General features: G+C 59.9%; 8 protein-coding genes and 4 pseudogenes. 4 read left to right on the top strand and 8 right to left on the bottom strand.

Annotation, left to right across the window (positions count from 1 at the left end):
* The coding region (locus C7402_RS24000; RefSeq protein ID WP_116612393.1) for a response regulator at window positions 1-182 on the bottom strand (182 nt) is incomplete at its 3' end.
* 885 nt (window positions 183-1067) lie between these two features.
* Here C7402_RS24000 and C7402_RS23990 point away from each other — a divergent pair.
* Complete coding sequence (locus C7402_RS23990) at window positions 1068-2009, top strand: hypothetical protein (RefSeq protein ID WP_112175313.1); 942 nt, start codon at window positions 1068-1070, stop codon at window positions 2007-2009.
* A gap of 333 nt (window positions 2010-2342) precedes the next feature.
* Here the strand turns inward: C7402_RS23990 and C7402_RS47060 are convergent, their stop codons facing one another.
* A complete protein-coding gene (locus C7402_RS47060; protein WP_165841979.1) occupies window positions 2343-2519 on the bottom strand; it encodes a hypothetical protein in 177 nt (58 codons plus the stop codon).
* Window positions 2520-2744: 225 nt separating this feature from the next.
* On the opposite strand from C7402_RS47060, the gene C7402_RS23985 reads away from it, so the two are divergent.
* Both C7402_RS23985 and C7402_RS23980 read left to right on the top strand, forming a co-directional pair.
* A complete protein-coding gene (locus tag C7402_RS23985; RefSeq protein ID WP_112175312.1) occupies window positions 2745-3197 on the top strand; it encodes a PRC-barrel domain-containing protein in 453 nt (150 codons plus the stop codon).
* 223 nt (window positions 3198-3420) lie between these two features.
* The gene (locus C7402_RS23980; RefSeq protein ID WP_112175311.1) at window positions 3421-4692 is read left to right on the top strand and encodes a DUF2252 family protein; all 1272 of its coding nucleotides are present in this window, start codon (window positions 3421-3423) and stop codon (window positions 4690-4692) included.
* 7 nt (window positions 4693-4699) lie between these two features.
* Here C7402_RS23980 and C7402_RS48330 read toward each other — a convergent pair.
* The 5 genes and pseudogenes from C7402_RS48330 to ku all read right to left on the bottom strand — a co-directional run.
* Window positions 4700-5224 (bottom strand): annotated as a pseudogene (locus C7402_RS48330) (Dps family protein).
* Between the two features lie 1051 nt (window positions 5225-6275).
* On the bottom strand, window positions 6276-8141 hold the full coding sequence (gene treZ, locus C7402_RS23970; RefSeq protein WP_116612392.1) for a malto-oligosyltrehalose trehalohydrolase: 1866 nt from the start codon (window positions 8139-8141) through the stop codon (window positions 6276-6278).
* Between the two features lie 151 nt (window positions 8142-8292).
* Window positions 8293-8586, bottom strand: coding sequence for a DUF2934 domain-containing protein (locus tag C7402_RS23965; RefSeq protein ID WP_244314920.1), 294 nt, complete (start codon window positions 8584-8586; stop codon window positions 8293-8295).
* Window positions 8587-8886: 300 nt separating this feature from the next.
* Window positions 8887-8997: pseudogene (locus tag C7402_RS48325) on the bottom strand (tetratricopeptide repeat protein); the annotation flags it as partial.
* A 23-nt stretch (window positions 8998-9020) separates the two neighbouring features.
* A pseudogene (gene ku, locus C7402_RS23955) lies at window positions 9021-9550 on the bottom strand (non-homologous end joining protein Ku); the annotation flags it as partial.
* Window positions 9551-9870: 320 nt separating this feature from the next.
* Between ku and C7402_RS47780 the strand changes: the two are divergent.
* Window positions 9871-10005: pseudogene (locus C7402_RS47780) on the top strand (ParB-like protein); the annotation flags it as partial.
* 1275 nt (window positions 10006-11280) lie between these two features.
* On the opposite strand, the gene tnpC reads toward C7402_RS47780, so the two are convergent.
* Window positions 11281-12849 carry an IS66 family transposase gene (tnpC, locus tag C7402_RS23940; RefSeq protein WP_116612391.1) on the bottom strand — a complete coding sequence of 523 codons (1569 nt, stop codon included), beginning with the start codon at window positions 12847-12849 and terminating at the stop codon, window positions 11281-11283.
* Window positions 12850-12869 lie beyond the last annotated feature (20 nt).

Below are 12869 nucleotides of genomic sequence, written 5' to 3'. Positions count from 1 at the left end.
GTGCCGCTGCCGTCGGGCAGCTTCAGGTCGGTGAAGACCACGTCCGGCATTTGCCGCACGAGCTGGATGCGCGCCTCGCGCAGGTCACCCGCCTGTGCGGTGGTCAGCCCGTCTTCACTCACCACGGCCGCTAGCGCCTCGCGGGTCTCCGCGTCGTCATCGACAATCAAAACATGTGGCATCGCGTCTCGTCAGTTAGTTGGCGAAGGGTTCGGAACGCGGCCCTCGCCGCACGCGTGCAGGGCTACACCCACCGGCCTTCGCCCAGTTCTCCTTCCGCCTATCGTCAACGGAATTCGCCTCGAACCAGGACAGCGCTGCCGTCATCGCGTGCCTCGGTCTCATTCGCAAACGTCCGATCACTATACGCAACGATCCTGAACCCGCCGCGCCCTGATCGTGGCAAGGTGATGCCCCAATGCCAGCCACCCTCCTGTTCAAACACGTGGAGAATCGGGCTTACCGTACCACTGGCCACAACGAAGGCGGAAGTCATGGGATCTCCAGAAGTCAACCACCTGGCTAAGCTACGATCACTCGCATGCAGAGAAGCCCGAGCTCGTGCGGACAGTAGCAATCGCCGTTCCTGGGAAAACGATGCACATCGCGTCTGGGCATACGGCTATCGCGATCGCCGACCATTGGCTAGCAGGTTTGCTCGCCGCGGCGTTGCTGCCTTCTGCTTCTTCGCTGTCTCGTGGTGTCCGACAGCGCACCCTGTTGCAGAGCCCTGCCGCGCCCAGGGCTAGCATTTCGAATACCCGTGTCGCGGGAAAGGCTTGTCGAGGAGCGCAGCGAGCAATTCCGGGTGCAGGCGACTATCGACACGTGACGACGGAGAGGCGGTCATCGAACTCCCCATCCTGCTCCAATTTGGTCACCAGAAACGAAGAGAAAAGGCGGAATGGCACTCAACGCCGAGGTGCTTTCGATCATGTAGATGATTTCGCAGTCCGTGTCCCCTCGTTCTTTCGAGCGGAAAGCTGCGCGGCACGCTTTCTGCTGTGCGACATGCGACTGTGGCTGGCTCAACGGCGCGCAGTCCCACGAGTGAGGAGGAAAGCGCCATGGAAGAATCCGATCGACCGAAGGCTGGCTACGCTGAGGCACGCGCCGCAGATCAGTCATACGGACACGTCCGCGCCGCCGTTTCCTGGAGCGCTATCGTGGCGGGCGCGGTCGGCATGGCGGCGTTCTCCCTAATCCTGCTAACGCTCGGTACCGGTCTCGGCCTCTCGTCGCTATCACCATGGCCGGGCAGCGGCACGCATGCGAAGACATTCGGCGTTGCGGCCATCATCTGGATATGCGTGACACAGGTCCTGGCCGCCGGTCTCGGTGGCTATCTCGCGGGGCGGCTGCGCCGGCATTGGCCCAGCATTGGGACCGACGAAACCCACTTTCGCGACACCGCGCACGGCTTTCTTGCATGGGCGCTCGCCACGCTCCTTTCCGCCGCGTTCCTGACTTCGGCTATTTCGGGGCTTGCCGGGGAAGGCGTGAGCGCAGGCGTGCAAAGCGCCTCTCGGAGGACAAACGAAACAGGCGGGCTTGTCAACCGCGGTAACGCCCTCTCCGCCTATGCTAGCTGGCCCATGGGCTATCTGATCGACGGCATGCTCCGCCCCGCTGCTGGCGCTACTGAATCCAACACCCAAAGTCAGGACCAGTTCTTCGCCACAGCGGCGCAAAAGCAGGAAATTGCGCGCATTTTTCTTAACAGCCTTCCAGCAGGCGGCCCGCTTTCGCCCGAGGACAGCGACTACGTGGCGCGCATCGTGGTTCAAAGAACCGGGCTCGCGCCGGCAGATGCGCATGCGCGTGTCGCAACCACCTGGGCGCGCTTGGAGGAACACGCCAGCGCCGAGGAAAACGCCGCGCGCGCCACTGTGGAAGCTGCCCGAAAAGCAACTGTCCATGTGACGCTGTGGCTGTTTATTTCCTTGCTCATGGGCGCATTCGTCGCCAGTCTCATGGCGACGGTCGGCGGCCGGATGCGCGAACTCTGACGGCATCTTATTCACTCGTACCTTGAATTGTGAGGAGGCAGACATGCGCTCAATACTTCTTTATATGCTCGGTGTCCCTATTCCGATCATCATTCTCATCGCGCTTTTCTGGCACTGAACCCCAAAGGTGTGACAAGCGTTGAGGATCACGTGAAGTCGGTCTGCTCGCCCGCAGAGGGCGCAGAGGGCCGGGCACGATGTGCCTTCGACTAACCGGAAAGTCACATGAGATTCACGCAATCGGGTGCCCTCCCTGTGACGATCGGCCTTTCGGTGCACTCTACTTCTGCTGTGGGACTACACAGACGGCCACTGGTGCGCCTTTCACACATTTCAGCTGGAACGCGTTGTGCCGGGAGGAATCGGATTCTTGTCTTGAGTCGAGGGCAATTCATTTTCAGACCGCTCGTGTTTGCTTTTTTCCCGTGCGTCGCGTTCGGCCTGCTGCGTATCAGCGGGAGGCGTGCCATGCAGCACTCCCTTTGAGTTGGCTTGAGTGCGCTTCTGCATGCTGGCCTCCTGGCGTTCGATTGGCCGCGCAGCAATAGCGCGGCACTCAATCCGCAAAGCGCAACTCGCATGCCGAGGGTGTCGCGTATGGGCAAGTCGAAATCAATTTCCCCGGCGTTACCGGCCCTCACCGTCGCTCATGCATAAAATGCATCGATGCTTTCCTCACGCCTGAAGCGGCACGGCAAATGCGCCAGCGAGTGCTCACGTTCAAAGGAGTCGATCATGACCATGATGAATCCTCAAGCGCCCACGGGCGGCGCACGCATCATCGGCGGCGGTACGGGAGAAGGTCCGGGCCCCGAAATCATGGCTGCCGCAACTCTCGACGGCAACAAAGTCGTTTCCGCCGATGGCGAGCATGTGGGCAAGATCTCGGACATCATGCTCGACGTGCGTAGCGGGCGCGTGGCATATGCCGTGCTCGCACAAGGCGGCTTTCTCGGCATCGGCGATCATCTGCATGCCATCCCGTGGAGCGCGCTGACGCTCGACACAGTCGAGAAATGCTTCCGCGTTGATGTAAGCGCGCAGCGCATCAAAGACGACCCCGGATTCGACAAGGACCACTGGCCGTCTATGACCGATCAGGCCTGGGGCAGCGAGCTGCATCAGTACTACAACCGTGCGCCCTACTGGCAATCTGCGGTCGAGCCACCCATGCGCGATCTGCCGTAATCTTCGCTGTCGGAGCGCACGCCGGGCCGATGCCCCCGGCGGCCCTCTTCCAGGCCGTTGTTGGGGCAGCGTCCAGCCCATTTGCATTTGTGGCTTCGGCGCTCGAAACTCCATGCAACGGCCAACCAAACCGATTGCACAGATTTCCCTAATTGAACCGCGAATGCTGGCGCATGGAGACTCAAGCCCGCATAAGACTCAATGAGCCCAGGAGATAGCGCGCATGTCCAACCAGAAGAAGAAAAGGCAAGCGAAGGAAGAGAAGCCGAAGAATCCTGTGCGTGCCACGCGGTCGAAGCCGTTGCCCAGGCCAGCCGGACGGGCGTCTATCCTTACTGAGCAGCGCCGTCTAAAAATGGCGCGATCGCCCCACGCTTATGTTCGGGGCAACACCGCACAGTTTTATGAATGGATCGTAGAGGCGAACGGCGACTCACTGCCGCACGGACCAGCGATCTGGATTTGCGGCGACTGCCATACCGGCAATCTTGGGCCCATTGCGAACCAGGACGGCAAGGTCGAAGTCCATATCCGCGATCTCGATCAGACCGTAATTGGCAATCCGGCGCACGACATGATCCGCCTTGGCCTGTCTCTCGCGACTGCGGCGCGTGGCTCGTCGCTGTCCGGTCTCACGATCGTACACATGCTCGAAGCGCTCGCCGCCGGCTATGAATCGGCGTTCGAGGCCAAGCACCGGAAACCGCGGCTACCCGAGCGTCCCGAGGCTGTCCACCTAGCGATGAAGATGGCTGTTCGCCGCTCATGGCAACACCTCGCCCAGGAGCGGATCGAGGATCTGGAGCCGACGATTCCCTTGGGCAAGCGTTTCTGGCCACTCAGCCAGGCAGAATGCAAGGCGATCGACGCGCTCTTTCGCGACGGTGCCATTTCGAGTCTGCCCACCGGCCTGAGCGGTCGCAATGATGCGGGGAAGGTCAAGGTGCTCGACGCGGCGTACTGGGTCAAGGGCTGCAGTTCGCTCGGCCGGCTTCGGTACGCCGTGCTGCTCGACGTGGACGGCGGTGTGATCGAAGGCGACGATCTCTGCCTCATGGATATCAAGGAAGGCGTCAAGGCCGCCGCGCCGCGGTACGAAGACGCGTCGATGCCTCGTGACAATGCGGAGCGTGTGGTGGAAGGCGCCCGTCATCTCTCCCCCTTTCTTGGCGAGCGGATGCGCGCGGCACGCATGCTCGATCGGGCTGTCGTGATTCGCGAACTGCTCCCGCAGGATCTCAAGCTCGAGATCGAAGAACTCAACAAGGAAGAAGCGCGTAGAGTCGCGTTCTACCTCGCTGCGGTGGTCGGCAAGGCCCACGCCCGCCAGATGGATCCGACGACTCGACGCAGGTGGCTCGGCGAACTCCGCAGCGGCCGATCGAAGTCAATCGATGCGCCGTTGTGGCTCTGGACGAGCATCGTCCAATTGGTGAGCAGCCATGAAGCTGGATATCTTGAGCATTGCCGGCGCTACGCAACGGGGGCGAATTGATCGGGTATCAGCGAGTTTGGCGGGTCGTTTCAAACAGAAACCACACACGCTCCTCGGTTTGATCGATCGAGCTCTCGATCAGGCTTGCCGTCGCCACGTCCTCGTTTTCGTCACAGAGTTGATGGGGTTCGCGCATGAATCTCACGAGCGGTTCATTATCGTGACGCAGTTCGTCGAGCATTGCCTCGGACGCCACAAACGCATCACTGTTGTCGGAAAAGCGCTTGAGGGACGCGATCTGACCCACCGAGCGCAGCGTTTTGCCGCCGAGCTTGCGCGCCCGCCCAGCGACGGGATCGACCACCACAAAAACCAGGGCCGCCTAGTCGTCGAGCAGCAGATGATAGTCCCGGAAATGCGGTCCACTCACGTGCCAGTGAAAATTCTTGGTGTTGACAAGTAACGTAAAGACATCGGCTAGAAGCGTGGTGAGCCCACTCAATACCGCTTTGCGAGCCTCCGCTCCGATGTCGGTAGGGGGCGTCAAGTTCGGTGCACCTGCGTCGTGAGTTTTCGGCACCTTGTTCGCCATAATGCTGTCTCCTTTGATCGTACAGGGTGAGTTCGCAGCACCCCATCGCTTGTTCTCAGCGCACTGCATGAATTGCCGAGCTACATGAACACGGTGCTTTCGCTATGCGCGGGTCACGTGCCAGTAGCGCTCGAGCCTTGCGAGATCGGCAGGAAAACACCCATCGAAAGCGCGTAGCTGACTTGCGTACTCAAGGACTGCGCGGCGCCTGATCGTGACCGCACGAGCGCTGAGTCGTTCGGGGCGCCACATTTCGTCGAGTAACGTTGCGCGCAGGCCGCTACCGGGCCGGTGCGGAACAGGCCCTCGAGTTTTTTCAACTCCCTGGGCGTTACTGCCGCCCTCGGGGCGCTATGGTGCTAGCGCGACTGAGCGCTCGTAAAGTGCGCTACCGTCGGCAGCATCGGCGGCGAGCTACCTGGATTCACCACATAGCGCCTTCGCCGCAGCGCCAAGGGCTATCGCCGGATCGCCGAGCGCCGTACCGGGCTTCTCCTGAGGTTCGCAACCTTTCGGGTGTCCGATGCTGCAATTGCGCAGCTACTGACGCGAACTATGTCTGCGTCCCTCAGATCAAGGGCTGCGGGGACCGCTCCCACACTCCTGGCGGTCAGCAGGTCTCCGATTAGGAAGAAAATCTATAGAGGGCCGAAAGGCAAAGTCGCTACAGTCCTAACGCGTTCTAACTGGAAAACTCCACGACAATCAAAGATATCCCTACGCCGCCGCACGATTGGTAACATATGTGGCTCGTTGCCAGCCATGTAACGAACGAGCTCAGGCCAAAGCCAGCCAAATGCGCCACGTCTTCGCCGCGGGTTAGCGGTGACCGTCCGCTTACAATTCAGACGCTGCCGTGCCCGAGCCCCAACGTGGATGCGTATTTGAATCTTCGAGGCCGTTCTTTCTGATAGCTTTCACGCGCTGGCGCAAAGCGATGTCCGATTGGGTGGAGAAGAAGTGGTTAGACGGTTAGGTGCAAAAAAGGGACTCGCAGTAGTTACTTCAGAAAAGTCCTATAGCACGCCGAATGGCGCGCTTTCGACCGCTTTCACTCGATACGCTGTCTGGGGAGCACGCTCATATCTACGTCACCGGTAAGCCATGCGACGAACGAGCGACCACTCAACTCACCTTTCGTCTCGTTGGCGTCTATACGAGTCGGCATCTCGAAAATGACTTTGCCGCGTGCTTCATTGGCGAGCGCAACTGGTGCAGCGCCGAAATTGAAAGCGATTCTGAGCGTTTCGCCATCGCCCAGTCTCCAGCCGGCGATCAAGGCTTTTTCGCCTAGCACATCAGCGCCGAGCGCTCTCGCGCTTTTCAGTCGCGGGGTAATGAGCTGTGCGCGAACGGTGAGGACCGATCGGTAAAAATACAACCAGTCGAGGCGATCACTTTCATATTCGTCTACCCCATGGGAAGATGAAAGTTCGAATGTATGCCTATTGTTCGGATCGGGAATCTGCGCACGGCGCTTTTCATCGGCGAAGGCTGAGAACTTTTCGAATTCGCGCCGCCGCCCTTCGCGAACCCCGTCGGCAAGTTCGTCGGGATAGTCGGTGAAGAAAAGGAACGGGCGCCTGGAACCATACTGCTCCTCCATGAAAAGCAGCGGAATTTGTGGCGAAAGAAGCAACAAACAGGTAGCTACGCGAATTGAATCATCGTCGGCGAGTGAGCGCAGACGCTCCCCCATTGCACGATTACCCACTTGATCGTGGTTCTGGAGGAACATGACAAACGCCGTCGGCGGCAGATGCGTACTTCTCTCGCCCCAGGGCGTGCCACCGTGAACGGGCGACGGATCGCCCTGATACACAAAGCCTTCAGAAAGCACGCGCGCCAATTTTTCGATCGGCCTTTCCGAATACGCGCGGTAATAGCCTTCATTTTCCCCTGTCAACAAAACGTGCAGCGTGTTGTGTGCGTCATCGTTCCATTGCGCTTCGAAGTGTTTTTCCAGCAGGCTGGCCGTGTTGCGCTCGTTCTCGAGCACGAGATGCACACTACGGTCTGCCTCGACCGAACTGCGTATCCGGTCGGCGAGTTCGCCCAACCATGCGTCGTTGTCGATCGCATGAACGGCATCAAGACGTAGACCGTCGAAGCGATATTCGTTTAGCCAGTACAGCGCATTCTCGAAGAAGAAGTCGCGCACTTGCGGACGTTCGAAGTCGATCGCTGGCCCCCACGGTGTATTCTCGCCTTCCCGGAAGAACGTCTTCGCGTAGGCATGAAGGTAATTGCCGTCCGGTCCGAAATGGTTATACACCACGTCGAGGAACACCATCAGGCCAAGACCGTGCGCGGCATCGATGAGCTGTTTCAACGCTTCGGGACGGCCATACGCGGAATCCGGGGCGTAAGGCAACACGCCGTCATAGCCCCAATTGCGCCTGCCCGAGAAGTCGTTGACTGGCATCAATTCGATCGCCGTGATGCCCAGTTGCACGAGCTCTGGCAGTCGCGTAATGACACGTCTATAACCGCCCATCGCGCCGATGTGCAACTCGTAAAGCACCGTTTCCTCCCATGGTCGGCCGTGCCAGTCGGTATTCGTCCATCGATATGCGCGCGGGTCGACCACCTCGCTCGGGCCGTGCACGTCTTGTGGCTGGAAGCGCGAGACGGGATCGGGTACCGCCAGGCCTTCATCGAGGCGGTACCGATATAACGCGCCCGCGCCTGCATCTGCTTGTGCTTCGAACCAGCCGTCGCCGCTTGCGTCCATGTCGATAAGCTCTGGCTTCGCGCAACCGGCGTCCTGGATCTCGAGTTGCACACATTCGCGGGACGGCGCCCAGAAACGAAAGCGCGTACGCGGATGCGATGTCTGCCCGCCAACAAGATGCGCACCAAAGGGCAGGCAATACGCGTGAAGCTGCTGATACGGATCGAACGGCCGTTTAAGCATAGTTGTGTGCCCGGCTGGAGCACGGCGATCATCGGCAGGTCCGTCGCACACACCATCGCGCGCGCGACGACAAAGGCCGCTTCTCCCGCGGTCGACTACTTGATACCACTTTCGCAGCATCACGACGCTATGCGGCTATGTGATCGATATGCTATGGCGAACCGGGTCCGCCTGCGCCGCCAGAATTCTCCGCTGAAATTTCTGCCTCTGCCCTATGCCAATATTCGTCGGTATGGTCGTTCGGGCACCCTGCTTTTTCCCACAGCTCGTACGCCCGCCGTCGGATTCGCGCCTCCCGGTCGCTTTCTGAGTGGGTCTCTTCTAGACGTGTTGTGCCGCCGATCGCTGGCGGATCACTGGCCGGGAATGTCTCTTCGACCGCCTTGTCGATCTTCGCTTCGGGCTCTTGATCGGCACTCCTTTGCTCCGTCGCATCTACAGTCATTTGAGCCTCCGTTTCAGCCGTCAGCGGGCAACCCGAGCGGCGTTTCAGTATTGCGGCCGGCTTGGATCGCGCGGCGCAGCCTCTTCGCCTGCTGCACGTCATTTGGGGGATAGCCGCCGACCGATGAGGAAGGGAGCGCCGGTATTTCCGGCCCCGGCGCGGGCGAGTCGATACCTGGACCATCGCAACGTGAAATGTCCACTACGTGGCAGCTCACACTGAGCAGGCGCCATGCCCGCCAAGCGAGCCCTCGTAATAGGCATCTATCGGTCCCCGGGTCCCTCAAGCAGGACGGATCGCTTAGTTGGTTAGTCGCCGATAGGCGCTCAAGTGGCGGACTAGCCCCTGCGCGTCGCCGCGTCTTTCGAGCAACAGCGCTAAATTGTGATGGGCGTCCGCGTAAGAAGGATCGACCAACAGACATTCTTTGTAGCTTCATCTAGTGGGCGAACCTCGTCGGCATACAACAGTTGCTGAAAGACGAGCCCATCTTCTTCTGCACGCACCTGCACTACTCGAGTCCTTCTTTTGGATGCCCATTTAGCCAAGGCGCACCGGCCGCTTTGCGCGAGCGCCTGCTGAAGCAGGCTGTACGGCTTTCCGCCGCGCTTGTCAGGTGCAATGTAATAGGCCTTGTCGTATAAAACCGGGTTAATCGCCTCCTCGGGGATAAAGGCCATTATCTCGACAACATGACTGGCGGCATCTTCCAATGCCTTTAGCTCGTCGCTGGTGAAAAACACGGATCTGTCCTTTTCGAATTCGTAGCCCTTGTTCATGCTTGAACGCTCGACAACGTCACCCGTCTTCTCGGAAACGTATTGCTGCCTCACGCGCACGAGCCGTTTGGCGCCAGCATGTGGAATCTGACGTCAGATGAACTTTCAGTCGCCGTCTAGAGCTTCACTGGGATCGGAACAAGCCCGAAAGACAACGACAGGGAGGCGATTGAGCGGGCGGGCATGAACTTCCCCTCGCGGATTTGTACCTTTGTGGCGCAAAGGACGTTCCGCGGCAATGCTTGTTTCACTGTCGGATCCTAAGCATGCCAAACCGATGTACCGCACCCATATTGTGCTCACCAGCCGGGTAGCTGGATATGTGCATCAGCTGCTGGGGACTTCACGCTTGAGGTTTGAGAGCATCTCTTCCGAGACTCGGCAGATCGCGCGAAAATACCGCTGCGGCGGTCTGCATCGTTGCGCAGCCTGTCCATACAAGAACTGCCACCAACTTTCAGCCCGGCGGCGCACGTAGGCGCCTTGGAAAGCGCATTTTTGGGACCAACCTGACGACGAATTCCGAAGCCTCGCCACGGCGGTGCGCAAAGCCGGTTGTTACGAAAGGTCGTCTGTCCCTCTCGCTGAATTTCGCTGGGCAGACCCGATCAGTCGCCCGGTCGGTCCACCTGAGGCATGAGGCCATTTCGTGCTCCGACTCCCGTGTAGTTCCACGAGTTTCGAGCAATCCATTCATCCATCGGTGCGCCGCACCATAAATATTTCACGCCAGACGTGACAGGCAAGTTTGCCCTGCCCCCCCATGAGCGGCTACCTTAGTATGAGGAAGGCTGCTGCCTGGTTCGTGACGGCCTTACCGCTCTTGTCGAAGGAATGGCAATGAGCATGAACTCGTCGCGGAATCTGGACGTCGCGACCGCAGGCCCCATCTGGGAAATTGCTTGTCTGTTGGGCCACTGCGGCTGGATTCGGGCTGTGGCAGTAGACAATACGGCTAAATGGACTGATACGGTTGCGTTCATTACCGGCGTTCTTTTACGCGTGATATTTTGCGAGAGTCGTGGCGAGTGCGGCGCGGAAACTGCAAAGTTCCCCCGTCAACCTAGAATTTGAGTCGACCTGGGGACTCTCATCCCTAACGTCCGTATGATTGCGCAACTTGAAATGGAACTGCCATGTCCTCTCTGCGCGAACATCCCGCCGTCGCACATCCGGTGTGTCTAACAGTGCGTGCCGCGCCCGGCAGGCTCAGGATTGTCCCCATCTGGCAGGCGCTGGGGCATTGCGCCGCACGGGCGCGCTTGAGCCGCGTGCATTGCAACGGGAAGCAGCATTTTGACGAACTCGTAGTCACTTTCGACGCTGTTTCGCCCGCCGAGCTCAACGAAGCCCTTCTCCGTCTGAACGCGCAAACCTGGGTTATAACCGCTGCAATACGGGCCTGATTCGGCGGAAGACCTGTACCTGGCTCGTCCACATTGCCTCTCAGAAGCAGCGGTTTGCAGATTGAGACGACATGCCATGCTCACGATGCGCCGTGAGATGCACACGCCGCTTTCAACTGCCGCGCGCGGCGGTCGGCTCTCGCGCTCGAACTCATTCCATTGAGTCGCGAGCGCAAAGGCCGAAGTCCCAAGAGTCCACCATCTGCTCGCGAAGTGTGGGCAATCCGTGGGGCGCGCCACTGCGATCATCGCGATGGTGAGCAGAACGGCTTGAGATGACGTCACGGCCGCTCTGATCAACGTCACGCCGATCATGGGCCTAGAGACAAACCGTGAAACGGCGCCGCGAACATCTAAACAGCTGGTTAAAGCTTGAGACGCGACTGTATCGGCACGCGCCTTGCGGCGCCCTCAACCACTCGAATACGCAAAATCTCAGTAAGCGCCTCAGCTGGGCCGTTCGTCCAATCGCGGGCGCGTAAAGCATGATGGTGAACTGGAGCTGCCGGTCAGGTGGCGGTATGCGGCGGACTGGCTCGCGTGTGCAGCTTATCGGCCACACACCAGGGCAAGAGCTCGTCGATGCGGTTGATTTTGTGATCGGCGATATGGGTTAGCACATAGTCGAGATAGGCACGCGGATCGATGTCATTCAGTGTGCAAGTGCCAATCAATGCGTACATCGCGGCTGCCCGTTCGCCGCCGCTGTCTGAGCCGGCGAATAAAAAATTTTTCCGGCCCAGGCTTACGCAACGCAGCGCGTTCTCCGCGATGTTGTTGTCGATCTCGAGCGTACCGTCTTCGCAATACAACGCCAGTGCGCTCCACTGGTTCAGCGTGTAGTTGATCGCCTTGGCCGTATCGGACTTCGACGACAGCGTTTCGAGCTTTGCCCTGAGCCACGCTTCGTAGATTTGAAGCAGTGGTCTGGCTTTCTCCTGCCGTATTCGCAGCCGTTCGGCGGCGGGCCTGCCGCGAATGGCGGCCTCGATGTCGTAGAGCCCGCCAATATATTCGAGTGCCTTTTGTGTTGTGTCAGATGGCGTGCGCACGTGGATGTCGTAGAACTTTCTCCTCGCGTGGGCATGGCATGCCGCCTCGCGTATCGAGCCATCGCGGAACAATTCGTCGAAGCCCGCGTAGGCGTCCGCTTGCAGAGTTCCTTTGAAGCTGGCGAGATGGGTTTGAGGATGGATGCCTTGCCGGTTCGGCGAGTACGCGAACCAGACGGAAGCCGGTTGCGTCGAGCCCGAGCGACGATCGTCGCGCACGTAGACCCACAGCCGGCCAGTGCGGGTCTTCCTGTTGCCCGGTGAGAGCACCGGGATCGGCGTGTCATCCGCGTGCAGCTTGGTGGCCGACACCGTATAGCGGCGCAGCGCCTCTGTTAGCGGTGCGCACAGCGCCTCGCACTGGCCCACCCAGCGACCCATGCTGGCCCGGTCAAGCGTCACGCCGTCGCGCGCCGCGATCGCGGATTGCCGGTACAACGGCTGGTGGTCTGCATACTTCGAGACGAGGATATCTGCCAGCAAGCTCGGATGGGCAATGCTCCGCTCGATCGGCAGGCCGGGCATCGGCGGCTGGGTGATCGTGCTGCAGCATGGGCAAACCAGTTTGCGCCGGATCGTGCGAATGACCTTGAACGCGGCTGTGACCCGGGCGAGTTGTTCGGATGAGTCCTCGCCGAGCGCCCGCATTGGTTGACCGCAATCCGGGCAGCTTGATTCAGGCTCGAGCACATGATCCTGGCGCGGCAGATGCGCGGGAAGCGCTTGCCTGGAAGCCGCTTCGTCCGTCGTTGGGTTCGAGGTGGACGCATTTGCACCGAGGGCCTGCGCACGCTGCACATCCACAACGCCGCGCCCGGCGGCCAGGTCCTCAAGTTGAGTCTCGAGCGTCTCGATTTGCCGCTGCAGTTGCTCGGACTTGCGACCAAACTGCATGCGCCTGAGCTTGTCGATCTGCGCCTTGAGCTGCTCAATCTCGACATCGCGTTCGGCAAGCAGACTACGGGCCTCGACCAGCAAGGCCTTCAGCAGTTCGATATCGTCAGGGAGATCGGCGCCGTTCGACATGCGCCGTAGTTTACGAGTCC

Source organism: Paraburkholderia unamae, from assembly GCF_003096875.1.
Lineage (GTDB): Bacteria > Pseudomonadota > Gammaproteobacteria > Burkholderiales > Burkholderiaceae > Paraburkholderia > Paraburkholderia unamae.
The sequence above is the reverse complement of the archived record's forward strand: the minus strand, read 5'-3'. Positions and strand labels throughout refer to the sequence as shown.